This is a genomic window from Haladaptatus marinus (assembly GCF_051194195.1).
Genome location: NZ_JBLZNK010000004.1, coordinates 40,652 through 65,135 on the forward strand (window position 1 = coordinate 40,652; position 24,484 = coordinate 65,135).

The 24,484-nt window shown below is 52.6% G+C and carries 20 protein-coding genes and 3 pseudogenes; 13 read left to right on the top strand and 10 right to left on the bottom strand.

Annotation, left to right across the window (positions count from 1 at the left end; translation table 11 throughout):
- Window positions 1–71: 71 nt before the first annotated feature.
- The 6 genes from ACN2TU_RS14240 (at window position 72) to ACN2TU_RS14265 (ending at window position 8,816) form a co-directional block, all read left to right on the top strand.
- On the top strand, window positions 72–1,694 hold the full coding sequence (locus tag ACN2TU_RS14240) for an ABC transporter substrate-binding protein (RefSeq protein WP_435156252.1): 1,623 nt from the start codon (window positions 72–74) through the stop codon (window positions 1,692–1,694).
- Window positions 1,695–1,732: 38 nt separating this feature from the next.
- On the top strand, window positions 1,733–2,731 hold the full coding sequence (locus ACN2TU_RS14245; protein WP_435156253.1) for an ABC transporter permease: 999 nt from the start codon (window positions 1,733–1,735) through the stop codon (window positions 2,729–2,731).
- Window positions 2,732–2,733: 2 nt separating this feature from the next.
- Window positions 2,734–3,723, top strand: a complete 990-nt coding sequence (locus ACN2TU_RS14250; RefSeq protein WP_435156255.1) for an ABC transporter permease — start codon at window positions 2,734–2,736, stop codon at window positions 3,721–3,723.
- 16 nt (window positions 3,724–3,739) lie between these two features.
- Complete coding sequence (locus ACN2TU_RS14255) at window positions 3,740–4,864, top strand: ABC transporter ATP-binding protein (protein WP_435156257.1); 1,125 nt, start codon at window positions 3,740–3,742, stop codon at window positions 4,862–4,864.
- A gap of 1 nt (window position 4,865) precedes the next feature.
- The gene (locus tag ACN2TU_RS14260; RefSeq protein WP_435156259.1) at window positions 4,866–6,170 is read left to right on the top strand and encodes an ABC transporter ATP-binding protein; all 1,305 of its coding nucleotides are present in this window, start codon (window positions 4,866–4,868) and stop codon (window positions 6,168–6,170) included.
- A gap of 2,043 nt (window positions 6,171–8,213) precedes the next feature.
- Entirely contained in the window at window positions 8,214–8,816 is a 603-nt protein-coding gene (locus tag ACN2TU_RS14265; protein ID WP_435156260.1) for a hypothetical protein, read from the top strand.
- A gap of 487 nt (window positions 8,817–9,303) precedes the next feature.
- On the opposite strand, the pseudogene ACN2TU_RS14270 reads toward ACN2TU_RS14265, so the two are convergent.
- The 3 genes and pseudogenes from ACN2TU_RS14270 to ACN2TU_RS14280 all read right to left on the bottom strand — a co-directional run.
- Window positions 9,304–9,457, bottom strand: a pseudogene (locus ACN2TU_RS14270) (RNA-guided endonuclease TnpB family protein); the annotation flags it as partial.
- Window positions 9,458–9,573: 116 nt separating this feature from the next.
- Window positions 9,574–9,846: a zinc-binding dehydrogenase gene (locus tag ACN2TU_RS14275; protein WP_435156262.1), complete on the bottom strand. Its 273-nt coding sequence runs from the start codon at window positions 9,844–9,846 to the stop codon at window positions 9,574–9,576.
- Window positions 9,779–10,594, bottom strand: coding sequence for an NAD(P)-dependent alcohol dehydrogenase (locus tag ACN2TU_RS14280; RefSeq protein ID WP_435156264.1), 816 nt, complete (start codon window positions 10,592–10,594; stop codon window positions 9,779–9,781). Before ACN2TU_RS14280 ends, ACN2TU_RS14275 begins: the two co-directional genes overlap by 68 nt.
- Before the next feature lie 471 nt (window positions 10,595–11,065).
- Between ACN2TU_RS14280 and ACN2TU_RS14285 the strand changes: the two genes are divergently transcribed.
- Window positions 11,066–11,434 carry a DUF7344 domain-containing protein gene (locus tag ACN2TU_RS14285; RefSeq protein WP_435156265.1) on the top strand — a complete coding sequence of 123 codons (369 nt, stop codon included), beginning with the start codon at window positions 11,066–11,068 and terminating at the stop codon, window positions 11,432–11,434.
- Between the two features lie 3 nt (window positions 11,435–11,437).
- Here ACN2TU_RS14285 and ACN2TU_RS14290 read toward each other — a convergent pair.
- From ACN2TU_RS14290 to ACN2TU_RS14320, 7 genes and pseudogenes are all read right to left on the bottom strand, one after another.
- A pseudogene (locus ACN2TU_RS14290) lies at window positions 11,438–11,692 on the bottom strand (HalOD1 output domain-containing protein); the annotation flags it as partial.
- A gap of 236 nt (window positions 11,693–11,928) precedes the next feature.
- Window positions 11,929–13,140, bottom strand: a complete 1,212-nt coding sequence (locus ACN2TU_RS14295; RefSeq protein WP_435156267.1) for a bacterio-opsin activator domain-containing protein — start codon at window positions 13,138–13,140, stop codon at window positions 11,929–11,931.
- 3 nt (window positions 13,141–13,143) lie between these two features.
- Window positions 13,144–15,015: a PAS domain S-box protein gene (locus tag ACN2TU_RS14300; protein WP_435156269.1), complete on the bottom strand. Its 1,872-nt coding sequence runs from the start codon at window positions 15,013–15,015 to the stop codon at window positions 13,144–13,146.
- Window positions 15,012–15,500, bottom strand: coding sequence for a helix-turn-helix domain-containing protein (locus ACN2TU_RS14305; protein ID WP_435156270.1), 489 nt, complete (start codon window positions 15,498–15,500; stop codon window positions 15,012–15,014). The genes ACN2TU_RS14300 and ACN2TU_RS14305 overlap by 4 nt, the downstream gene beginning before the upstream one ends.
- A gap of 268 nt (window positions 15,501–15,768) precedes the next feature.
- Window positions 15,769–16,113: a DUF7344 domain-containing protein gene (locus ACN2TU_RS14310; protein ID WP_435156272.1), complete on the bottom strand. Its 345-nt coding sequence runs from the start codon at window positions 16,111–16,113 to the stop codon at window positions 15,769–15,771.
- Window positions 16,114–16,159: 46 nt separating this feature from the next.
- On the bottom strand, window positions 16,160–18,637 hold the full coding sequence (locus ACN2TU_RS14315) for a PAS domain S-box protein (RefSeq protein ID WP_435156274.1): 2,478 nt from the start codon (window positions 18,635–18,637) through the stop codon (window positions 16,160–16,162).
- 179 nt (window positions 18,638–18,816) lie between these two features.
- Window positions 18,817–18,987: pseudogene (locus ACN2TU_RS14320) on the bottom strand (RNA-guided endonuclease TnpB family protein); the annotation flags it as partial.
- Window positions 18,988–19,240: 253 nt separating this feature from the next.
- On the opposite strand from ACN2TU_RS14320, the gene pfkB reads away from it, so the two are divergent.
- The 6 genes from pfkB (at window position 19,241) to ACN2TU_RS14350 (ending at window position 24,396) form a co-directional block, all read left to right on the top strand.
- Entirely contained in the window at window positions 19,241–20,149 is a 909-nt protein-coding gene (gene pfkB, locus ACN2TU_RS14325) for a 1-phosphofructokinase (RefSeq protein WP_435157036.1), read from the top strand.
- A 155-nt stretch (window positions 20,150–20,304) separates the two neighbouring features.
- Window positions 20,305–21,462: a PTS fructose transporter subunit IIC gene (locus ACN2TU_RS14330; RefSeq protein WP_435156275.1), complete on the top strand. Its 1,158-nt coding sequence runs from the start codon at window positions 20,305–20,307 to the stop codon at window positions 21,460–21,462.
- Between the two features lie 27 nt (window positions 21,463–21,489).
- Window positions 21,490–21,966, top strand: a complete 477-nt coding sequence (locus tag ACN2TU_RS14335) for a PTS sugar transporter subunit IIA (RefSeq protein WP_435156277.1) — start codon at window positions 21,490–21,492, stop codon at window positions 21,964–21,966.
- Entirely contained in the window at window positions 21,963–22,244 is a 282-nt protein-coding gene (locus ACN2TU_RS14340; protein ID WP_435156278.1) for an HPr family phosphocarrier protein, read from the top strand. Before ACN2TU_RS14335 ends, ACN2TU_RS14340 begins: the two co-directional genes overlap by 4 nt.
- Window positions 22,241–23,944 carry a phosphoenolpyruvate--protein phosphotransferase gene (gene ptsP / locus ACN2TU_RS14345; protein WP_435156279.1) on the top strand — a complete coding sequence of 568 codons (1,704 nt, stop codon included), beginning with the start codon at window positions 22,241–22,243 and terminating at the stop codon, window positions 23,942–23,944. The genes ACN2TU_RS14340 and ptsP overlap by 4 nt, the downstream gene beginning before the upstream one ends.
- Complete coding sequence (locus ACN2TU_RS14350; protein ID WP_435156281.1) at window positions 23,941–24,396, top strand: PTS fructose transporter subunit IIB; 456 nt, start codon at window positions 23,941–23,943, stop codon at window positions 24,394–24,396. The genes ptsP and ACN2TU_RS14350 overlap by 4 nt, the downstream gene beginning before the upstream one ends.
- Window positions 24,397–24,484: the final 88 nt, after the last annotated feature.

Below are 24,484 nucleotides of genomic sequence, written 5' to 3' on the forward strand. Positions count from 1 at the left end.
GAATTATTAACTCTTAAATAGTTCCACTCATGCTATGTGTATGTCACTCATTCCCTTTGGAGAATCATGGCATGACAAGGAAGAATAATACCCCAGACAAACTGAAACGACGCCGTCTCCTTCAAGGAGTCGGAGCACTCGGAATTGCCTCACTCGCTGGCTGCAGCGGCAATTCGAACGAAAACAACTCGAATTCTGGCTCAGGTGGCCAAAATTCGAACACCGGTGGCACGCTGGTCCTCGGTCAAGTAAAAAGCCCGCTGGAGTTTGACCCAATCGTTCTCAACGACGTCCCATCAACACAGGTAGCAGGCCGTGTATTTGAAGGACTCTACACGTACGACAGCGGCATTAACGTCGTCCCACAAATAGCAACCGGCGAACCGGAGGTCAAGAACAACGGAAAGACCTACGTCGTCAAGATGAAAAAAGGCGTCACATTCCAGAACGGTGATTCCGTAACGGCCGAGGACGTGAAATATTCGTTCGAAGCGCCGGTCAAAGAAGAAACCGAGAACGCTGCGGAGTTGAACATGATTGACTCCATTACAGCGAAAGATGACCGAACGGTTCAATTCGACCTCAAATACCCGTACGGTCCGTTCTTGAACACGCTGACCTGGTCGATCGTTCCCAAGAAAGTTCGCGAAAAAGACAAAAAGAAATTCAATAAGAAGAAGCCGGTCGGATCGGGGCCCTTTAAATTCGATAGTTGGCAAGAAGGGAAGATGGCCAAAATCTCACGTTGGGACGACTACTGGGGAGAACCTAAGCCAAATCTCTCCGAGGTGGAGTACAAGCCCATCGAAGAACCGACGACGCGATTGACGAGTTTGCAGACTGGTGAGAGTGACGTTATCGAAGAAATCCCGCCAAAGCTCTGGAAACAGGTGCAGAATATGGGTGACGCGAATATTGAGTCCACCGTCGGGATGGGGTACTTCTACCTTGCATTCAACTGTAAGAACGGTCCAACGACCGACCCCAAGGTGCGGGAAGCTATTGACTACTGCTTCGACATGGATCAAGCGGTGTCGAACTTCGTCGAACCAACTGGCATTCGGCAATACAGTCCGCTGCCGAAGCAAATCGCCGAGAAGTGGGACTTCCCGTTGGACAAGTGGAAAAGCATCGCCCACGGTAAAAACATTAACAAAGCAAAGACGATGCTCGAGGAGTCCGATGAAGTTCCGGACAATTGGAATGCGAATATCATCGTTCCGCCAGACGACAAGCGTGAACAGTTGGGCGTCACGGTCGCGAATGGCCTGAAGGAGGCCGGATATAACGCGAACGTCCAGCGACTCGACTGGGGTGCATTCCTTGACAAGTACGTCTCTGGCGACCCGAAGGACTATAATATGTACACATTGGGTTGGTCGGGAACACCAGATCCCGACGCCTTTACGTATTACTTCTTCACGAAGGAAGCACACGGCACGACGGACGGCACGTTCTACAACGGTGTCAACAAGCAGATTAAGAAGGCTCGAGAGACGGCAAGCGAGCAACAACGGAAGAAGCTGTACTCCGAAGCGATCACCAAGCTCCTCGAAGATCGTGCACACCTTCCAGCGTATAACCTGAAAAACAGCTTCGGGATGAAAAACAACGTTCAAGGGTTCAAGGCACACCCAGTGTCAAGCTTTGCTCTTGCGACGAGCTACGCGAACGCATCCGTCGGATCGCAGTAAACCCATCCTTTCGTTTCAATATAATACAAAAGACAGTCATGGGAATCCTCCGATACACACTTAGCCGCTTATTACAGGCAGTTCCGGTATTGATCGGTGTTATAACGATAACGTTCCTGCTGACCAACGCGATTCCGGGCGACCCCGTCCAGATCATGCTCGGACCCTCGCCAAGCGCCGAGATGGTAGAGCAAATACGGGCTCAATACGGGTTAGACCAACCGTTACCCATACGATATGTGAATTATCTCACTGCAGTCGCACAGGGCGATTTCGGACAGAGTATCTACTACGGCACGCCCGTGTTGACAAAGATCATGGAGCGATTGCCAGTGACGCTTCTGCTCATGCTCTCCAGTTTCACGTTCGCGCTGGTGACGGCGATCCCGCTGGGAATTATATCCGCCAAACGACGGAATCAGCCGACAGACCATATCTCGCGTATCGTCGCGCTCTTAGGCGTCAGTACGCCGTCGTTCTGGATTGGGTTGATGCTCATCATTATCTTCGCCTACCACCTGAACGTCCTTCCAGCAACAGGAATCGTCCTTCCATGGGCGAATCCAAGTTCGGTCAAAGGGGCATCGTCACAAATTGATGTGATTTGGGAGTCATTTACTCATCTGCTCTTACCGACACTCTCGCTCGGAACGCTCCAGATGGCAGCAATAACACGCATCGAACGGTCGTCAATGCTGGAAGTTCTCCAACAAGAGTATGTAAAGTTGGCACGAGCCTACGGTGTCGCCGAACAAAAGATCGTCCGAAAACACGCTTTCCGCAACGCACAACTACCCGTCATCACTGTTGTCGGTCTCCAACTTACCTCCGCACTCGGAGGGGCAGTGCTGACCGAGACAGTGTTTAATATCAACGGGATGGGACGGCTCATCATTACAGCGATCAACAATCAGGACTATCCGTTGGTCATGGGGACGACGATCTTCTTTGGTTTAACGTTCGTTATTGGTGTCGTCATTACTGATCTTTCGTACGCGTACATCGATCCGCGCGTAACCTACGATGAGGTGAACTAACAATGGGAACAAGTGAAGCCACCACAGAATCAGTCCGAAAACAAAATCAGAGTGATCACCGAGAGACCGAAGAGAAAGTAGAAGCACGCGTCGGGTGGCGATACACTCTAGAACAGATCCGCCGCGACACGACCGCAAGAATCGGCCTCTACATTATTGGCTTCATTACAGCGGTCGCCGTTTTCGCGTGGATCGACGCGAAACTGCTCGATTACGCAATCGCCAGTCGGTTCTGGTACAACCCAGTGAACGACCCTTCGAACGCGAAAATCCTCCTCCCGCCGGTCGGAATAGAAAACACGTTCGGAAGCGGGATGCTGAAATATCCGCTCGGAACCGACCACCGCGGACGGGACGTCCTCGTCCGACTCGTGTATGGATCGCGTATCGCCATGCAGGTCGGTATCGTTTCGACTGGGTTCGGCCTCATCTGCGGAACGCTCGTCGGTGCCGTCGCGGGCTACCACGGCGGATGGATAGACGATGCGCTGATGCGCCTCGTCGAGACGCTGTACGCGATTCCGTTCCTTGTGCTGGTCATCGCGTTCATGGCCGCGTTCGGGCGGGATTTGACCTTCGCCATGATCGGCGTTGGTATCACCACGATTCCGGTGTTTGCCCGCTTGATTCGGTCGCGGGTGGTGAGCGTGCGCGAGGAAGAATACATCGAGGCGGCGCGGGCTGCCGGGGTTCGTGACCGTAACATCATCCTTCGGCACGTTATCCCGAACAGTTTCGCGCCCGTCCTCGTGCAGGCGACCCTGCAAGTCGGTATCAGCATCCTCATCGTGGCCGGACTCTCGTTCCTCGGCTTCGGTGCCCAACCGCCGACGCCATCGTGGGGACAGATGTTGAGCCAGTCACGTGGCTACATGCTCCCGGATCCGTGGTTCAGCCTATGGCCTGGCATCGCCATCCTCGTCACCGTGATAGGGTTCAACCTGCTCGGTGACGGCCTGCGCGACGCGCTCGACCCACGGATAAACAACTGAAATAACACATATACAAATGTCAGAAAAACTGTTGGAAGTCGAGAATCTCAAGACACAGTTCTTCACCGAAGAAGGTGTTGTCCGCGCGGTTGACGGCATCTCCTTCGATGTGCATAAAGGAGAAATCGTCGGTCTTGTCGGTGAAAGCGGGGCTGGGAAGAGTGTCGCCGCCCAGAGCATCCTCCGGCTTATCGATCATCCCGGCGAAATCGTCGGCGGCGAAGTTCGGTTCAAAGACGACGTGCTTTTCGGCCTCGAAGAGGGGCCGGACGGTAATCTCAGACCGCGCGACGAGATGCTCTCGAACGAGGCGATGCGACGCCAGATTCGCGGCAAGGAAATCGCCATCATCTTCCAAGATCCGATGGAGAGTCTGAATCCGGTGTTCACGGTGGGCAACCAACTTCGGGAATTCATCGAAATCAATCGTAACCTCTCAAAAGCAGAAGCAAAAGAGGAGGCGATCCACATGCTCCGCGAAGTCGGGATTCCGGAACCAGAAGCGCGCTACGATAACTACCCCCACCAGTTTTCGGGTGGGATGCGCCAGCGGGTTCTCATCGCCATGGCGTTGGCCTGCGAGCCAAGTCTCATCATCGCGGACGAACCGACGACGGCCCTCGACGTGACCGTCGAGGGTCAAATCCTCGAACTGGTGAACGAGTTGCAGGACAAATACGACACGAGTTTCATCTGGGTCACCCACGACATGGGCGTCGTCGCCGAGGTGTGCGACCGCGTCAACGTGATGTATCTAGGCGAAATCGTCGAACAGGCGACGGTGGACGACCTGTTTTACGACACGAAACATCCCTACACACAGGCACTCTTGGATTCAATGCCGCGACCTGATCAGACCGTTGAGGAGCTTACCCCAATCCGCGGAGTAATGCCGGAAGCAATCAATCCGCCGCGTGGCTGTCGGTTCCATACGCGATGTCCCGATGCACGAAAGGTGTGTATGGAGGTGCATCCCGATTGCCGTGAGCTTACGGAACCGGGAGAACTCTCGCATAAGGCCGCCTGCGTGAAACATGATGAATTCGATGTTGGATACGAAATCAGCGACCCCATCGAAATCCGCGCAAAGACAGGAATTACCAGTGATCTTGTGACCGAATCAACAAGAGGAGACGACTGATATGAGTAATTCATTGACCGAAGATCGGACGAAGAACGAATCAACGACCGGTAAGCCACTGCTTAAGGTCGAGGGGCTCACGAAACACTTCTCGGATGGCGGCGGTTTCCTGTCGGGACTGTTTGGCGAAGAGCAAAGAGTGCGCGCCGTTGAAGACGTTTCATTCTCGATTCGTAAAGGGGAAACTCTGGGCCTGGTTGGTGAATCAGGATGTGGGAAAAGTACACTTGCCCGGTCAATTCTCCGTCTCATCGAGCCGACCGACGGTACAGTGTATTTCAAAGGAAAGGACGTGACCGCGTTGGAGGGCGAAAAGCTGCGTGCAGAACGGAAAAACATGCAGATGATCTTCCAGGATCCACAGTCGTCCCTTGATCCACGAATGAAGGTCGGCCCCATCGTCGAAGAACCGATGAAGGCCCACGGTATGTATGATGCCGACGAACGAGAAGAACGGGCGCGCGACTTGCTTGAAAAGGTGGGGCTCGACCCGCAACACTACAACCGGCACCCACACGCGTTCTCAGGTGGGCAGCGCCAGCGGGTGAACCTTGCTCGTGCGCTGAGCGTCAATCCAGATTTCATCGTCTGTGACGAACCTGTGACTGCATTGGACGTCTCTATCCAGGCTCAGGTACTGAATACGATGAATAATCTACAGGAAGAGTTTGGGCTCACGTATCTGTTTATCGCACACGATCTTTCAGTAATACGCCATATAAGCGACCGTGTCGCGGTAATGTACCTCGGCCAATTGGTGGAGCTAGCGGACAAAGAAGAACTATTCGAGAATCCTCAACATCCCTATACGAAGGCACTGTTGGACTCTATTCCAGTTCCAGATCCACGCACAGCAGGAACCCGTGGCGCCCTCAAAGGTGACGTCCCGAGCCCAATTGATCCACCAAGCGGCTGTCGGTTCCGAACGCGGTGCCCCAAGCTCATCGCACCTGCTGAGTATGAATTTTCAGGGGAAGAGTGGGCCAATACGCGTCAATTCCTCCGCACTGTTGAGCGTCGGTCGATCGAACCAACGAGCAAGTCTGCCCTCGAAGCCCAATTCTTCGACACTGCAAAGCCAAGCGGTGAGGCAGGCCGTATCGTCGACGAGGCGCTCGGGTATGTCGTGAACGACGATTGGGAACAGGCCTCGGAACTACTCGTCACATCGTTCGCTGAACAGAGCATTTGTGCGCAGGAAATACCGGCATACGAAGTGGAGGCAGAACATGGAACATCACCTCATCATGCAGCATGTCATCGTCACCGTGATGACGTCGTCGATAGTCGCCAACAGAAGTCGTGATACAGGGATTTACCAGAATACAGGCTAAGGCCCCTTCCTCAACGAACGAGCAACGCGAGTGAGTAGGGAGGGATACAGCGTTCACAAGAGCTCCGCTCTTGTGCGCGGGCGAGACGCAACGGGTCTCGTCAACGCCGTCAGCGCCTTTCATACACTGTGTAGTATCGAGATATCAACGCTGATCCTCTGAAATCACACGGATATCACAGATGAGGACGAACTGTGCAATATATAACTAGTGGCAGTAACGGTTAAGTTTCATGCTAACAATTAACATTCTGTCAGGGAAGTTGTCGAAGGGGTTACCGCGGTTGTTGCATCCGCCCCCAACTTCCTGTCATCCATTCAATTCAGTGTACCTGAATACAGGCGCTAAGGCCCCTTCCTCAACAAACGAGCAACGCGAGTGAGTAGGGAGGGGATACAGCGTTCACAAGAGCTTCGCTCTTGTGCGCGGACGAGACACGACTTCTTCAAGGGATTTGTGTGCACTCTGGTTGATTTCTGCGGAAATTTCCTCGACATCCGATTAATGAGTTCGCTGCCAGCTGTGAGTTCGTCCATTCGGTCGCGCTTTTTGACCTTGTCTTCGATTGCCTGGCGAGTGACCTTGCTCGAGGTGATCTCTGGATGGTTTTCCATTCGCTGCTTGAGGTCGTCATCGACGTTGACCGCTCGGACGCAGATACAGTTGGGGTGACATCCTCCCCGTCGTAAACGACGGGGTTTCCCACGCCCGATTGCGCTGGTTTGGGAACGTACGTTTACAACCCGACGTGCTGAAGGGAGTGCCACGCCCCCGTTACTCCTATCCCGTAAAGGACTTGGAGGTACTTGGTTATTTTCTGTCGGTTTGGTATCCGTGGGCTTACTTTTTGATGCGGCAACCACCCAGTCAACTGCCAGTTGTCGGACTGTCAAACCCGATAGGGTACTATCGAATCGACAATCACAGAAACACAGTGTGGGAACTCAAACCTTCTGATTTCAGTGTTTGCAACCAAAGACGGTGCTGTATCCCCGCCCGAAAGGGCGGGGAGGATGTCAACTGGTAGAGTTGAGTGGTGAACTACCCTACTCGCTCACGGCTGACGCCGTTCGCTCCTTGAGGAAGGGGGCTTAGCGCCTACTTTCAGCTAAAACAGACCGGCTTTAATTGGGTGATTTGTTCGAGGTAGTGCGAAAGACAAGGATTAAGGCGAACGTACAGCAGTTGAACCCCATGCTGAAGACGGTGGCGCGCTTGAATAGAGCGAAGGGGGCATATTCCCAGCTAATTGTGAGCTATACGTTAAGCTCGCTCTGCCGGTACACAGCACCGATTTGAGGCTGCAGTAGAGAACTATTTGTCGTGGTCTACGCAGACTACGGGGATTTTCGAATCCCCCTAAGCTAAGCCTGGATTACGAATCAATCACAGGAGCTTATATGGAGTGTTACCATGTGTCAACATGGGGATGCCGATACAACAATCCAATCAGGAAGAGTGGAGGGACTCACCCGCCCGTTCAAACAAAGTTCGCATCATTGATTTCATATTCTCCAATCAAGGTATAAAGATAATCGCATGGTTTTTGATCGGAAGTATATTCGCGAGTATGGCAGTCATCTACATGATGACAGAATTCGGGGTACCCCCCGACCTACTTCTCTTGCTGTTTCTCGGGCAAGGGATCTGTGCTCTCGCTATATACTATCTACAACAGGTGCGCTGGTCAGCCAAGCATTGGATCATGACCAATTTGACAGAATAGCGGTGTGAGCCCTTTCCAGAAATTCGAGAGTATCATCGGTCGCTACGTTTATTCGGTTATCAGTCACATCGTTCACTGAAGTACTTTCAGAGACATTTTATGAGTATTGAGAGAATTATACCGACAACATTAGTAAATGATACTAACACTGGCCATAATACTGAATAGGGGGCAATGAATGGAGGGCGTCAAGGAGACCAATACCTAACGATGAAAAAGTACAAGGTGAGGCTCTCAAGAATGCACGCCAACAGATATACTCGCGGCCATGGAAATGCGTGAACCTTGCATGACGAGAAAAAGTACAGAAAGGATTGAGCGCCAACGCCAGTTGGTCTATAACATCCTGAACGATTTGAATGAACGTGGGAAAGTACGTAAGAGATTCGCAAAAGCAATTAGAGTTGTTTCATCTGTATCTAGAGCATCAGTATCTGGTGGTGGAAACCAAAGTACACCAATTCTCCGACAGATGTTCTCCCTATTTATCAGTCTTCTCGTTCTCTCTACAGTATTTATCTCGCCTGTTGCAGCTACTTGGAATACGGAAAACCAAAAATCGGAACTGTCAGGTAACGAATTTTTGCGTAGTAATCCCATCGATGCACTTGGCAGGGTTTCAGACAACGAATGTACCTCGGGTAGCGGTTCGGGCTCCAATGGGAATGGCACCTCGACCACTACTTCAACGACGACGAAAACCAGCGATCAATCGACGACTGGAACCACTCACTCTACGACAACAAAAACCAGCACCGAAACACCGCACGAATCAGAGTCAGAAACGACTGTACCCAAGTCCGGGGCGCTTCCAGACCTCAATTCACCGATGATCGCGCTGGTTGGAGTGCTCTGTGTGATTGGCGGGTTAGTAGCCATCACTCGTCGCTGAACGTTGAGTAGGATCGTCACGCGGAATCCAGCAAATTCTCCGTTGCTGGGTTAAGCTTCGTAACGCCACTCTATCGCTGCGCCTGTTTCAATACTCCTTATCAATCGCTTCTACATCAAGGGCGTGGTATTCTCACCTGTAACTCCTCCCCGCCGTAAACGACGGGGTTTTAGCGCCTGCAATTCAGATAAACAAGAAAAGTAAAACGATCCAAAGCAGAAATACGAACACACCTGCAGCGACCAGTCCCTTCCAAAAAGTACGATGTTGATAGTGTGAGGCCCCAGTCATATCCGCATTCTGCTTCGACCAGTGGCAATCGAGAATACTCTGCTGCTCAGCTTGCATTTCCCAGTGATCCATAGTATACATACGATATCATCATAAGTTGTTATACACACCCTACTAAATGATATTGGCCTCCTCCCGCACCTAAAGTCGTGGGAATCCCACCATGGGATTTCAGGCCAAGCGCGACCCTAAGGTTTCAAGACGCATACTCCCCACGCGTCACTTGCTGGGTGTCAGCATCGGCATGGGTGTCTTGCGGGACGGTCAACCGTCCCCCCATCCTCTGCCAAGTCATCGCCATCCGTGTGTTTTCTGGGATGGCTCTCTCCACAGAGGTAGCGGTCTGCAATAATCAGTAATCGGAATTTTCGCGTCGATACACGACGGTCTGGAGGAAATCAGACGCGGATTGGTGTATTGAGTACTGAAGTCCGCTCCCGAGACGCCGGAAGCCAGATGCGATGTCCTACTCACCGACAGTAATGACTACGTTCCCTCTTTTGTGCCCTGTATCGACATACCTGTGGGCCTCGGCGATCTCGTTCAGTGGATAACGTCTGTCGATCACCGAGTGGAGTTCCCCTGCCTCGATGAGTTTTCTCAGGTACCGAAGATGAGCGGCCTTTTCTTCCGGTGATTTCAACCCGGTAGCGGTGAAGACTGCCCTTTTGCTACCGAATAGCTTTGTCCATCCCATCTGGAGCAGGATTGTCGGTGACGGAACCGTCGTCAGGTACATTTCCGTCTCGCGTGAGCGAGTCTTTGTACCGCGAGTATGAACTCTTGCCCACTGCGCCGAATATGATGTCATACTTCTGACCGAGTGTGGTGAAATCCGTTTGCGTATAGTCGATGACCGTATCGGCACCGAGCGATTTTACAAGATCGACGTTTCTCGTACTACAGACGCCCGTGACGTCTGCCCCGAAGTGCTTGGCGAGCTGAACTGCAAAGGTTCCAACCGATCCGGATGCTCCGTTGATGAGGATCGATTGACCATCTTGAATATCAGCCGTATCTCGAAGAAATCCCATCGCCGTGAGTGCTCCATCGCAAATTGCGGCAGCCTCGCCATCCCTTATATTCGACGGCATTACGGCCAGCGCACCGTCCTCGGGGAGACAGATGTACTCAGCATGCGCACCACTATCGGGAGCAGCTGTTCCAAACACCCGATCGCCTTCGGCGAATCGTGTGGCGTTGCTACCCACTGCCTCAATCTCCCCGGCTAGCACGTCACCCAGGATGGAATCAGGTCTTCTGGGGCCGCTGAAGAACCGCACTAGCAACGGCTTGCCTTGCCGAAAGGCAGAATCCGACGGTTCAACCGTCGTTGCGGTGATCCGGATCAGTATCTCGCCTTCTTCGGGTGTAGGTTTTGCGACCTCTGTAACTCGGAGGACATCTGGGGATCCGTATTTGGTGGCTACGACGGCTTTCATTTGAGCAGCGGTTCGATTCGATCGTTCGGTGGTACTAGTGGTCATATTGATACACTATACGGCAGCGAACATCCTAAACTAGCAGTAGCATCACGACACGTACAGAGTCTCTTGAAGCATATGCAATAGATAAGGCTGCTATTTTTGATGCATATGGAGTTAGCTCCCACCACTCGATTCTTCATTTGGCTATCAACATCACTTGAAGCAGTGAGTGCAGACCACCACCTCTTCGAGACAATCCAGCACTCAGAACAAAACATCGAGCTTGGTAACTTCCGTAGAAAGCGGGCAGAGAGCCAGTAAGTCGAGGACAAATACCTTGGTGTCCTCGAATACACCAAAACGTCGCACAGACGAACGGCGTGATGGTGGCTCGAACCTGGCTATCAGGAGGTAGCGACCCACTACGGCTGTGCGTACAAGAACGATGGCCACCGTATGATGGAAAAGAAGGTCAAGTACGACTCGTGAGCCGCCAAAGTAATTTTGTAGATTCAGACAAAGCTAGCGATAATGCCTGATTCATCTCGAGATCACGAAACGAACCCACCGACCCACCAAGACATCATTCGTGATATCCCTGACCAGTTCTTCACAGCCCTTACCAACCAGCGTCGACGCTACATCCTCGCTTATCTCTCCAACGAAACGTCTAACAGCGCGACGATACAGGAACTAGTTGAGGATATTGCTGCCAGAGAGCATGATGAAAAGACGGATTCTCACGACGATATCGAAATCACTCTCTTCCATCATCATCTCCCGAAACTTGTAGATTTCGGACTCATAGAGTTCGACAAACGAACAAAGACGATTCGTTATCGTGATGACTCGCGGATAGAATCACTGATAGAGTATCTCGATGAGTACGGGTCAGAATAGGGATTAGATTTGATCGCGGTCTGATGCCGCCGATACCGCGTCTTGGGGTGGGGTAACTTGAATCTCGCCGTCCCAGCTGATTGCGATTTCACACGATGCGATTTTGAAGGTGACGTACACTCCATCATGTTCGGATGCGTTGCGTCTGGGTTTGTCAAACAAATCCTCGAGCGCATCCGGATCAATCACATCGTATAGTGGGACAAACTCCCGAGGCGAATTCCCCGTGACTGCCGATACCGATCGAATGACCGTGGTCGTTAAATCCTCGACATTCTCTGTATCTTATTGAGCATAATAGGTCTCCGTCTCTGGGTCAAATCCGATTCGGTCTTCCCGGATCGTCTTTCGAAGATCGGTTTTCCAACTCCCGCTACGAACGTCCTCAGTCATTAGCTCTTTTTAGGAGCGTGATATCACAAGGGCGTTCTACCACGATAGTGAGATCACATCCAATAGAATACCTAGATAATGAAACTGAGGAGGAAACCGCGTTACTCTTCCTCGAATGCGAGCGCGAAGACCTTCTGCTGAGCTGCTCGGAGATGCTGTGTGAATGTCGGTGGGGAAACGTCCAACATATCCGCAATCTCTTGACCATTATTCTCTCGCGGTGATTTGAAAAATCCGCTCAGGTACGCAAGTTTGAGCACACCCGCTTGACGATCCGTGAGTGGTTCTTTGATCGCCATCTGTACATCTTGAACCGATTCAGGTGATCGATCACACGAGCGACGAGACGTGAGCTGTACCGAGGAATAGGTACGCTGGAGATCATCAATGTAGCCTCGAACGTCAACGGCGGACGGGAGATCCACGACCGCAACCGTAGTATTTCTATCGAAGGTGAGCGTGCGTACCGTCCCCTTCTGCGTGGCAAGTTGTGATACAATCGGCGAAGTAGACACGGTTGCTTTGTACATACATCTCTCATCGTGCTCGGCGACACACGTGAGCGCTGAAACCCCAGAGAGATTGGTTCCTGCATCCTGAATCTCATTGACCGACGTCCGATCTCCGGTGAAAAATACGTGTGAAGAACCGTTCCCAGTGGGAACAATGCCCTTGAATTGGAGTTGGACAGCAGCATCCTGAGCGAGTCGTGCGAGCACGGTTCCCGGCTTCTGAAACTGGAGCGTGAGTTCGACGACGCTGTCCGTCTGTGTAGTCTCTTGTTTCTGGGCGGCATGAATCGCATGGGAAATCGTTCGGCCAAGTTCATCCATTACCTGCTGATTGCGTTCATTCGGCTTTGGCTGCCCAATATAGACAGTTAGAACGCCATACAGCGTTTCTTCATAGAGCAGTGGAATACTGATGCATGAACGGGCACCTTCCTCAAGGATTGCCTCTCGACACGAACCAGTTCGTCTATCAGTGGCAATATCCGCAACGACCTGCGTATCTCGAGTGGCGACTGTGGCAGCCACGGGATTTTGATTAGTAGTGCTGTCGTCGATGGTAATCGTACGATCCTCGATAATGGTACTATTGATACCAGCCCACTGTCGTGGTTCAATTGTTTCTCCAATCGCATCAAATTCGCCAATCCATGCAAACTCGAAGAGATCAGAATCCGCTAGTTGCTCACAGACTGACTGATCAATCCCAGTGACTGTATTGGCCTGTACGAGTACTTGATCAATCTGCCGGATGAGGGAGTTGAGCTGATCAAGACGTGCTAATTCTTGGTTTTGCCGTTTCAACTCCTATTCGCCTTCGGCACGATCCCATGCCGTTTTGACAGTCGCGGCGACCGTTTCCACGAGTTCGACCGTTTGCTCGTCGAACGTTCCGGTCCGCGTCGAGCCAGCACAGATAACACCGTGGCTTCCCAAAGGAACGAGCACACGACTTTGCAGTGGCAACGTCGATGCTGTACTCTCGGGGACGTCGAGATGATTTTCGATGTCGAGATTGTCGCCGATAAATGTTTGCCAGACGTGGTTCGAGAAGTCGTCGGGAAAACGTACATCGAGATCCGTCTCTAAAGCCGTGTGGCTAACATCCTCTCGAAGCTCGCCAGCCATCTCGTCATAGCGCCAGAGTGCGGCAAACTCAACGTCGAGGATGTCCTGCGTGAGTTCAGCCACGTGGTCACTAATCGTCTCCGTATCGCTGTCTATCAGCTCACGGCTCACGTCATTGAGTCGTTCGAGGGCAAGTTGTGCGCGTTTGCGCTCAGTGATGTCAACAAGAACACCATTTATCTGAACTGGATCAGTATTCCGGTCGTACGGATCAGTATTCCGGTCGTACTCGACTTCGCCACGTGCTATGACCCATCGCTCGTCACCGTTTGCATCCCGTACTCGGTACTCGGATTCGAACTCGTCAGTCGCTCCCTCGATTGCCTGCCTAACCCGGGCCCGGTCGTCCTCATGGATAGACGCTAGGAAATCATCAAGCGGTGCACCCGTAGCAGCCGTTTCAGGGGCGATACCAAACTTCTTTGCGAGTACCCTGTCTGCGGTCACGATGTCGGTCGCAATGTTCCATGTCCAGACCCCAACAGATCCCGCGGTGGTCGCAATCTCCAGTTGCTCCTTGGCCTCCTGCAGTGCCTCCTTGGCTTCCTTGCGCTCGGTCACGTCCCGGAAGTACACCGAGAGTCCTGTTTCGGAGGGATAGGCAGTCTCCTCGATCCACATCTCGAGCGAGTTGTAGTAGAGAGTGTGGCTCCGGGGTTTGTTCGTCTCCATTGCCTCATGGAAATCATCCCAAGCGACGGTTTCGGATGCCTCCGGAAAGATATCCCAAAGGCGTTCACCGATCATCTCTTTTCTTGATTGTTCGAGTAGTTCCTCGGTTCGACCGTTGATATGCGTGAATCGCCACTCATCGTCGACGGCGTAGAAAGCGTCAGAGACGCGCCCAAGGATCTCGCTCAGCTCTGATTCTAACTGTTTTCGCTCTGCTTCGCGCTCAGCTTGAGTCTGTTTGCGTTCAGTAATGTCCTGAACAGTTCCGATGGCACGAACCGGCTCGGCATCGTCATAATAGAAGCTACCTTGAACCATGATCCACCGTTGCTCTCCATCGGCTCGAATGATTCGAGTCTCGAATTCACATTCACCCGTTTGTAACGCTTCTTCGAAGCACGCTTCTGCCTGTTCGCGGTCGTCAGGATGGAAGTGGTCAAAGGCACATTCGAGGTTCCACTCCTCAACTGGTTCCTCATAGCCGAAAGTTTCGTCGTGTCGTGGTGAGTGATGGGGAGACTCATAGGTTCGAAGGTCGAGCTCCCAAACACCAATTTCTCCAACATCAAGTGCAAGCCGCAATAGCTCCTCACTTTCGGATAGTGCTTCTTCGGCTTGAATTCTGTCAGTGACGTCAACTGCGATGTTGAATACACCACCAATCGAGCCATCCTCGATCGGTATTGGGTTGTAACTAGAATCGAACCAAACGTCTTCTATTTCGTCAGTCCGTTCAAGAGGAATCAACTGTTCGTGAAGTGCAGTGGCACCGTTCCCCGACATGACGTGCCCGATTAGTGGTTCGAGTGTTTCCCAAGCCTCCGGAAACACCGTCCGAGCCGGCTGTCCTAGTGCGTCTGGATGCTTATTGCCAATCAATTCCCGGGCGGCGTCGTTGTAGAGGAGCGTAAGATCACTTCCCAGTAGATTTCGATGGCTTCAGTCGCATTCAGCATGGTGGCCACTGCTATTCGCAACTGCTGGGGCCAGTTCTCCATCCCGCCAAGAGGTGTTTTGGCCCACTCGAACTCGTGGATTCGCTTGGCCATTTCGCCACCCGACTGGTGAGTTATTGGTGATCCGTCCGAGTATGTCGGATTTTCAGTTCTCTGATGGAGATTGTATTCGACATTCGTTGGTCGACCGTGATCAGATAAAGGGCGCCACCACATTCGCCCACGAGCGCCTACCTTTTTGGTTTCGAGTACGCCTTCGTTGACGAGCGCATCTAATTTGTTGTAGATGGTCTGGTCGGTGCAGTCGAATTCCCTAGCAACCTCGGTAGTGGTCAATGGAGTTCCAGGCGGGCCGAGAGTGTCGAATACGTCGAGCACGGTCGCAGGCGATGGTGCGGACGAACCCATACCACTACGTAGCGATGAATATGTAAAAATATTCTGTCAACAGAAAGTAAGCAGCGCTGATTTTAACCCCGTAGAGAGACGAGAAGACCGAAGCATGACTATGGACATCGAGATGGTGAAGATCACGGTAATCGCATGCAGTTTCAGTCGAACGACGTCAAACTGGACTCGGTTGCCTCACTTCGTGCACGATACCTGATCCACGCTACTCATGTGGCAACGAAACATAGCAGTATCGAACTATATCATCACATCTGGGTTCGATTTTCTATTTGGCATTGTTGATCGTCTCAAGCATCGATTCAAGTCGAGAATCAGCCCAATAGCGAACCGTCTCACTTCGCTGATCGTATTCAAGCACACCAGCGTCCGCTAGCCTCGGCAAATGATTATGGAGTAAGCCAATTGCAACCTGTTCACGGCGCTCAGCTAACGTTGCTTCTCTCTTCGGCCCCGAAGAGACGAGATATTCAACGAGGTCGTCAAAGCTGGCGCAATCGGTCGTTTCCTGGTCGAGATACGTTACGATTGCACGACGGTGTTCATGTCGCAACAGGCCTACTACCTGCTCTTCGGAAAGGTGTCCCCAACTCGTCGATTTCCCGAAATTCATGGATCCAAATTGTAAACCACTCTCAAAAAGCAGTTGCCCTAAACAGTTAGGAACAATGTGATTCCACCGTTTCTGCTTCCCCGAAGAACACAGCTAAAAGTTTGCGTTCGCTGGCTCTCAGATGCTGGTGGAACGTGGGTGCCGAAACCCCGAGCGAATCTGCGACCTCTTCACCAGTGCTCTCACGCGGCCACTCGAAAAATCCGGCGTTATAGGCTGCGGTCAAGGACGCTTGCTGGCGGTCAGTTAACTGATTCCTGAGGCGCGCGTGCTGCCTTCGGAGTGGCTGGAGAGAACGCTTTACTTCCTGTTTCGTCGTCAGGCGAGCATTTGGATGAACCGACTGCACAGCATCGGTGAGTGTTCGGATATCAGCATCAGCCGGGGCTTCAGCGACGAACGCTCCTCTCCCTTCAACCACCTCCGCGTGTTTGATGCGGGCACCCCGTTCGATGAGAACTTGTGGGGAAGTCGATGCTCCCACAAACACGATTTCAAGCAAACTGGCCTCCGACTCTGTACTGATACAGCGGGCCTTTTTAACAATCGATTGTTGGCGTGTCAGCTCGAGAAATGAGTCAACTGGGGCATTCTTTAGCGTGATATAGTAGAGCAGTTCTTTGTTTGTAGATGGAACGAGGTCTTCGAGCGTGATCGAGCACTGTAAATCAGCGGATGCAGTGATAAAGAACGCTGTCGTCTCGGTGAGATCGAATGTAAGCTCATAGTGACTATCCGTATGGAGTAGCTTCTTACTCTCCGCAGCATGGATCGCGTATCCAATCGTCTCACCTAGTTCTTTGAAGACTGCTTGTTCTCGCTCGCTAAATGCATCAGACCGAGACGCATGGACGACCAACACACCATACGTTGTCTCACCATAGACGAGTGGAATACACAGCACAGAGCAATAGCCACGTGCAAGTGCTTCTTCCCGCAATGAGTCGGGAAATCGGGGATCGGATTGGATCGAGGTGATTAGTTGGAGTTCTTGAGTTCGCATTGCTTCGGCAGCACCGCCGGTGCTTGTTTCGGTCGAATCCGTTTTGCCAAGTAGGTCAAAGTAGTTCGAATCAACGTTTGCACTGGTGCGGGGTTCAATTCCGCCACCCGGTAACGACTGTTCACCGATGAGCGCATCCTGATAGAGATTGGACGCAGCGAGTCGTTCACAGACGCTGGCCTCGATTTCGTCCCGCGTCGTTGTTCGAACGAGTGTTTGGTTGACTTCACGAATGAGTCGGTTGATTCGATTGAGCGTTTCGAGGCGGTCACGGTGCTCTTCGATAGCGTTTTCGCGTTCTTTTCGTTCGGAGATATCCTCGCCAATGAGAACGATATATTCGAGTTCACCATCTAGCGACCAGAGCGGAGCAGCATTTAACGAAATCCAACACCGTTCCTCGTCTGGCCGCTCAAGAAGTGCTTCATAATCATAGACAGGATTCCCAGTTTCGATGACTTCTGCCATTAAACCGTTGTCTGGATCAATGGGTTGATTCTCGGCATCATACAGGGAAAACACCTCATCCAAGGTAGAAAGACTCGTCAACTGATCGACGGAAAACCCAAGAATCTCTTCGACTTGTTCATTCGCCCGAACGAGTTGCCTGTCTGGTGTGAAGACACCGATTGCAATCGGACTTGTTTCGAGAATACGTTCGGTAAGGTCTCGTTCCTGTCGGAGTTCTTCTTCCCGCTCTTGTCGTTCAGAAATGTCCCGGAAGATCCCCTGTATGACTGTTTTTCTGTCTAATTCAGTGACACCGGAGCTAACTTCGACAGGGACACGAGAGCCGTCGTCGCGGACAATGTGCTGGTTCATATCGCGGCGAATCATACCTGTCGAATCACCGTGGACACCACCACGCTTGACGTGCTCTTGGAAGTTTGCCGTATATTGGTCGGCCTGTTCAGGAGGGTGGAGTTCCGACTGATGCATCCCACAGAGTTCATGTGGTGGTTTTCCCATGAGCGAGACGGCAGCCTGATTGACGTCCTCGACCGTCCCTGTTTCAGCATCCGCAATGAAAACTGCGTCGGGGGCGGTTTCAACGAGTTTTGCGTACTTTTCTTTGGTGTTCCGGAGTTCTTTTTCTCGTTGTTTTCGCTCCGAGATATCACGAATAGTAGCCGTGAAAAGTTGCTGTCCATCATATTCGTGTTCAAAAAACGAGAACGCTAAGGAGAGCTCAGATCCATCCGCATGTAATCCGACTCGTTCGACGTACTCGTGATTTGTCTCCCGAGTATCATCATGTATGCGTCGATAGAATGATTTATAATAACCTTCCCGGTGTCGATCCGGAAACAATTTCAGTATTGACTGGCCGATGAGATCATCGGCAGACCATCCGAAAAGGCGTTCAGCCGCGTGGTTTGAGTATACAATGGTTCCACTAGAGTCGAGGGTGAGAAAACCATCGAGTGCATGTTCGACGAGGTCACGAAAGAAGGTGGTTTCAGTACCGAGATGTGCTGCGAACTCCTCAGCATCTGGGTCGTTATCAGGTTGGTGAGTCATGGTGGTATGCGGTGGTGTAACACCATTTGATGGAAGGAATAAAGAGCGAGAACCGATATAACACTTCGGATGATTTCATCCACTGTGATTCAAATCATGAATGATTGCTAAGTGACATCCTCCCCGTCGTAGATGACGGGGCTTCCCACAACAGTGGGATTCCGGCGATGCCGTAGGTTTCAGCCCGAATACGCCGAAATCGTCATCTGTGCGGGTTTCGCACTCATTTCTCGGTGGACTGTGGCGGTGTCACAACCGCTCCCATCCTGTGGCGTGTCATCGCGTTCCGATTTCCAAGGAACGCTCTCACCCCACGGGTCTACGCGACCGGCGATGTTCGCCGCGTGACCAGTCGATGCTGGTACTGTGGATGGGAAAATCATTTTCGAGGAAAATATATTTCTATATAAAGCGGGCAGAAACAAATATAAACGGTATGGTTTTGGCATTAATTCCACAAATCACGATCGATATCGAAGATGAAGGGTGCGACACAATGAGAAGATGGGCTAAACATTCGATCTCGTGTCTTGAATCGATAAATGGATCGTCCGGAAGGTCGCGTTTGCCTCGACCAAGGGCGGTACTCACTGAATGTGGTCAATGATTCTCACGGTCACACTCAATCCGGCAGTCGATCACACGGTTGAACTTGATCGTGAGCTCACAGATGGCACCGTCGCACGAACTGACGGTTCACAGTTCGACCCGGGTGGCAAAGGAATCAACGTCTCAAAATATCTGGTCGAGCAGGATATCCAAACGATAGCGACAGGATTCGTCGGTGATTTTTTAGGGCAATTTTTACAAGAAGAGCTGACAGGAAGCGATATTTTGACCGATTTCGTTGAGATTTCAGGGTGTACCCGTCTGAACACAACGATTCTGACACCTAACGCAGAATTCAAAATCAATCAGGACGGCCCGATTATCGATGATACCGCCGTAGAGTCGATCATCGAGACAATTAAGCGTCACAGTCCGCGAACGGTCGTCATTGCGGGAAGTCTCCCTCCCGGCGTCGGCCCCGAAATAATCGATCGCGTCGCTGAGGCAGGTTCGTGGGAGGTCGTCGTGGATGTTCGCGGCGAAGCCCTTCGCACCCTTGAAGCGGAGTACGCACTCTGTAAGCCCAATCGTGAGGAATTGGCTGCCGCAACCGGCGAGGATGTCGGTTCGCTCGAAGGTGCGTTCTCAGCAGTTCGAAGCCTCAGAGAACAGGGATTCGAGCGTGTCGTTGCATCTCTTGGAGAGGATGGCGCAATTATGGCCACATCGGACGCCGTCCTTCATACGCCAGCTCTCGATGTCGATGTCGTTGATACCGTTGGAGCAGGGGATGCCCTTCTTTCGGGCGTGCTTGCCGAACGACATCGCGGTGGAACGGATGAGACAGCACTCTGTGCAGGTGTGGCTGTCGCATCGCGTGTCGTCTCCGTCTCCGGTACGAGCGTTCCACTGCTTGACGATGTGTCCGTGAACATCGAAGAAATGTCGGCAATAGCATACTAGTGAGTAAAATGATCCAGAACTGCAATCCTGACTCTAGACGGTTGGCGGGTGGTCGATTTTCAATTCCCGAAATAATTCAAGCTGTCCAGTCCGAAATAAACGGGTTCGGAAGCATTTTTGAATGGTATTATGAACGATCATGGTGGAATTAGACCATGACAGACGGCAACACGATCGAGAGATACGTACACTCACACATCATCTCGGTTAAAGAACATCTGATGACGGGGGTATCGTTTATGATCCCGTTCGTGACGATCGGCGGGATCTTCCTCGCACTGGGGTACGCGCTCTCGACGTTCCTCGGAGGAACACAAGCAACGAAGTCGATTTTCGAGGCGACTGGTCGCCCCGATTGGTTCCTCGCACAGATCGGCGTTGCCGGATTGACTTTTATGGTTCCGATTTTAGGTGCCTATATCGCCTATGCAATCGCCGATCGCCCGGGGTTGGCCCCTGGTTTTCTATTATCATACATTATCCAACAGGGGAACGTCCTGAAAGCTGCCGGTAACGTCATTGGTCTTCAGGGAGGATCCGCCGGTGCAGGCTACCTGGGTGCACTCGTTGCTGGACTTGCTGCAGGCTACGTTGCCCGCTGGTTCAAGAGACGGAACGTCCCGACCATGATCGAGCCGATGATGCCCGTCCTCATCATTCCAGTATTGACGATGGCGGTTCTCTCGCCGATCATTATATTCTTGCTCGGGGTTCCGGTTGCCATTGCGAACGCGAGTTTGACCTCGTTCCTCAGAGGAATGCAAGGGAGTGAAGCGTTGCTCGTCGGTGCCATCCTCGGTGCGATGATGGCTTTCGACATGGGTGGGCCAATCAACAAAGTTGCATACGTGTTTGCAGTGGGATTGCTTACCGAGCAGATCTACCAGCCGATGGCTGCAGTAATGATCGCCGGAATGATTCCACCATTGGGGATGGCATTGTCGAATTTTATTGCCCCTCAAAAATATACCGCCGAGATGTACGAGAACGCAAAGAGCGCCATTCCGCTCGGACTCGCGTTCATTACCGAAGGAGCGATCCCTTACGGTGCATCTGACCCGCTTCGAGTCATTCCGAGCATCGTAGCCGGAAGTGCCGTCGGGGGGGCCGCATCGATGGCTCTCGGTATTACGATGCCTGCACCGCACGGTGGTATCTTCGTCTTCCTGCTGTCGAATCAACCCCTTTCGTTCCTTGTCTGCATTGCGATCGGGACTATCACGACCGCTACGATTGCCACACTCCTCAAGAGTGATTTCGAAGAAACGGTTGGGTCAACCGACCCAGCATCCTCAGCACAGACAGACGACTAAAATCAAATTCGATATTACACGCAACACATGACCACGACCATCGAACAAGACGACATCGACGACCTGATTCCGGAATCACACATCTCGCTCGACGAGCCGCCCAGCGAGAAAGACGACTGTATCGAATATCTGTTGGATCTCATCGTGAGCTCCGGACGAGTAACTGACCGCGACACGGCACTCAAAGCGCTATTCGCTCGTGAAAGGGAGACAACCACCGGCGTTGGCATGGGAATCGGAATCCCGCATGCGAAAACGGGCGCCGTGACGTGCCCGTCGGTCGCGTTCGCTCGCTCAACCGATGGTGTTGACTTCGGAGCGATGGACGACGAGCCCGCGCAGCTGCTGTTCATGATACTCGTTCCCGAGACAGGCGCCGAAGACCATCTCGAGATTCTCAGTTCACTTTCGCGGGCACTCATGCACGAAGAGGTACGTAACTCCCTCTCTACCGCGAAAACGTCTGCAGACGTCCAAGGGGTTCTCAAGGAGGCGCTTGCATGAACGAACGGATCGTCGAAATCGTACCGGACGCTGGCTTACACGCTCGACCTGCCTCGAAGTTCGTTGAGACGGTCAACGAGTACGACGTGACTGTGAAACTCGGTCGTGCTGATTCCGACGACCTCGTGCCTGCTGGGAGTATGATCTCGATCACCAGTCTTGGAGCCAAATGCGGCGAGGAAGTTCGTCTCGTCGCTGAGGGTGACGATGCTGAATCGACACTCGATGCACTCGAACAGGTGTTGACCACTCCGGAGGGCGAGCGGAACGACTCATGACCAACGAAACACTCGTCGGGACGGGTGTCACACCCTGTAAAGGAGTAGGTACCGTCGTCTGGTATCGACCGGATTCAGCACTCCCGAGCAAGGATGACGTCGAGAAAGTCGCCACCACCAACCGACCGATCGAGCATGACCGCTTCGAGACCGCTCGTGAACAGGCGCATATCGAATTGGAAGCCGAACGAGACCGGGCGGCCAAGCGCGTTGGCGAAAAGGAGGCTGCTGTCTTCGATGCGCATATGCAGTTCCTCGATGACCCTCAGATCGACGACGGCGTGAGTGCCGCAATCGATGAAGGATTTCCTGCCGAATCCGCCGTCCAACACGCGTTCGAGGATCCCATCGCAGATTTCGAGAAGATGGATGGCCGGATGGCCGAGCGAGCGGACGACCTTCGAGACGTCCGTGATCGACTTGTTCGTCTCCTTACTGGCAGTGAACGCGTGAACTTAGCAGCACTGCCACGAGGATCGGTTGTCCTTGCTGAACGATTGACGCCGAGTGATACCGCTCAGCTGGATCCCGATCGAATCGCTGGCTTTGCAACCATCACTGGCGGCCGCACCTCACATGCGGCCATCGTTGCCCGATCCCTTTCGCTCCCTGCAGTTGTCGGTGTGGGAGCAACCCTCGAAACTATCGAAGACGGTACGAACGTCATCATAGATGGAGAAATGGACGAAATCTGCGTAGACCCCAGCGAAGACCGAATCGCTGCCATCGATACCGAGACGGATGTTTCCGTGACACATGACCGCGTTGCGACGACCGATGGCACTGAAATCGAAGTCGCCGCGAACGTCGGCAGTCCAGCTGAACTGGAAGGAACCGTCGAACAGGGTGCTGACGGTGTTGGCCTCTTTCGCACAGAGTTCCTGTTCCTGGATCGGGAAAAACCCCCGACCGAACAAGAGCAGTATACGACGTACGTTGACGCGCTCGAGACGTTTCCGGACAGCCGTGTCGTCGTTCGGACGCTCGATATCGGCGGAGACAAACAGATACCGTATCTCGATCTCCCAGCGGAAGAGAATCCGTTCCTCGGCGAACGTGGGATTCGACGGTCGCTCGGTTCCGATTCGGACCTCTTCGAAACGCAACTGCGAGCCCTCTTGCGAGCGGCAGCGAACGCTGATGGTGGAACTTTGAGCGTAATGTTTCCGCTCGTTTCGACTGTCGACGAACTCGACGCCGCACTCAACCGCATCGACACTGTCGCGGAGTCACTGGATGCCGCGGGTACCGATTACGCGTTGCCGGAACTCGGTGTGATGATCGAGACACCGGGAGCCGTTTTCAGGGCCGAGCAATTCGCTGCACGCGTCGACTTCCTCAGCATCGGGACGAACGACCTCGCCCAATACGTCATGGCTGCCGACCGGGAGAACGAACAGGTCGCACACCTACATGACCCGTTGCACCCATCAGTCCTTCAGGCAATCGACCGGAGCGTCGATGCTGCGCACGATAATGACGCGTGGATTGGGATGTGTGGTGAAATGGCGGGTGACCCTGACCTGACCGAACTGCTCGTGGGTCTTGGACTCGACGAATTGAGCTTGAGCGCCGTCACTCTGCCGAGGGTGAAAGCGAAGGTAGCGACAATCAATCAAATGCGTGCACGTGACGTCGCAGCGCGTACACTAACCGCAGATACAAGAAGCGACGTCGAAACCATCATCGAAGACCAATGAAGCTAATCGCAATTACATCCTGTCCGACCGGAATCGCACACAGTCAAATGGCCGCCGAGAATCTAGAAACGACTGGAGATACGATGGGCCACGACATCTCCGTCGAAGTTCAGGGAGCGATGGGTGCCCAAAACGAACTCTCCGCCCAAGAGATTGAGGAGGCGAATGCAATTATCATTGCAGCCGATACAGCAGTGAACCGCGACCGATTTCAGAAGATACCACTCGTGAAGGCAACCGTCAAGGACGCTGTCAACGACGCCGAGAGTCTGATTCGTGAAGCTGTCGAACTCGCCGAATCGGACACAATCGATGTGACTGAATTGCAGTCGGATAACAATGAAGAAAATGACGACACGCCCACGGACAGCGAGTCTAGTCAAGAACAAAAACAGCTTGGTGGCGATCCTTCAAAGGGGTTGTTTGCTCGACTCAAGCGTCTTTTGAACTAAGGCCAATAGTATTGGATACACTGATGTCTTCATATTCTCCGTTCATGACCTAAAGACCAAGATCTGTGACCATGTTCACTCGGGTGGC

Bases quoted from the DNA above. Each gene is read 5' to 3' on its own strand.
- ACN2TU_RS14240 (WP_435156252.1), top strand. From the start codon at position 72: ATGACAAGGAAGAATAATACCCCAGACAAACTGAAACGACGCCGTCTC.
- ACN2TU_RS14245 (WP_435156253.1), top strand. From the start codon at position 1,733: ATGGGAATCCTCCGATACACACTTAGCCGCTTATTACAGGCAGTTCCG.
- ACN2TU_RS14250 (WP_435156255.1), top strand. From the start codon at position 2,734: ATGGGAACAAGTGAAGCCACCACAGAATCAGTCCGAAAACAAAATCAG.
- ACN2TU_RS14255 (WP_435156257.1), top strand. From the start codon at position 3,740: ATGTCAGAAAAACTGTTGGAAGTCGAGAATCTCAAGACACAGTTCTTC.
- ACN2TU_RS14260 (WP_435156259.1), top strand. From the start codon at position 4,866: ATGAGTAATTCATTGACCGAAGATCGGACGAAGAACGAATCAACGACC.
- ACN2TU_RS14265 (WP_435156260.1), top strand. From the start codon at position 8,214: ATGACGAGAAAAAGTACAGAAAGGATTGAGCGCCAACGCCAGTTGGTC.
- ACN2TU_RS14275 (WP_435156262.1), bottom strand. From the start codon at position 9,846: ATGTACCTGACGACGGTTCCGTCACCGACAATCCTGCTCCAGATGGGA.
- ACN2TU_RS14280 (WP_435156264.1), bottom strand. From the start codon at position 10,594: ATGACCACTAGTACCACCGAACGATCGAATCGAACCGCTGCTCAAATG.
- ACN2TU_RS14285 (WP_435156265.1), top strand. From the start codon at position 11,066: ATGCCTGATTCATCTCGAGATCACGAAACGAACCCACCGACCCACCAA.
- ACN2TU_RS14305 (WP_435156270.1), bottom strand. From the start codon at position 15,500: ATGGGTTCGTCCGCACCATCGCCTGCGACCGTGCTCGACGTATTCGAC.
- ACN2TU_RS14310 (WP_435156272.1), bottom strand. From the start codon at position 16,113: ATGAATTTCGGGAAATCGACGAGTTGGGGACACCTTTCCGAAGAGCAG.
- ACN2TU_RS14315 (WP_435156274.1), bottom strand. From the start codon at position 18,637: ATGACTCACCAACCTGATAACGACCCAGATGCTGAGGAGTTCGCAGCA.
- pfkB (WP_435157036.1), top strand. From the start codon at position 19,241: ATGATTCTCACGGTCACACTCAATCCGGCAGTCGATCACACGGTTGAA.
- ACN2TU_RS14330 (WP_435156275.1), top strand. From the start codon at position 20,305: ATGACAGACGGCAACACGATCGAGAGATACGTACACTCACACATCATC.
- ACN2TU_RS14335 (WP_435156277.1), top strand. From the start codon at position 21,490: ATGACCACGACCATCGAACAAGACGACATCGACGACCTGATTCCGGAA.
- ACN2TU_RS14340 (WP_435156278.1), top strand. From the start codon at position 21,963: ATGAACGAACGGATCGTCGAAATCGTACCGGACGCTGGCTTACACGCT.
- ptsP (WP_435156279.1), top strand. From the start codon at position 22,241: ATGACCAACGAAACACTCGTCGGGACGGGTGTCACACCCTGTAAAGGA.
- ACN2TU_RS14350 (WP_435156281.1), top strand. From the start codon at position 23,941: ATGAAGCTAATCGCAATTACATCCTGTCCGACCGGAATCGCACACAGT.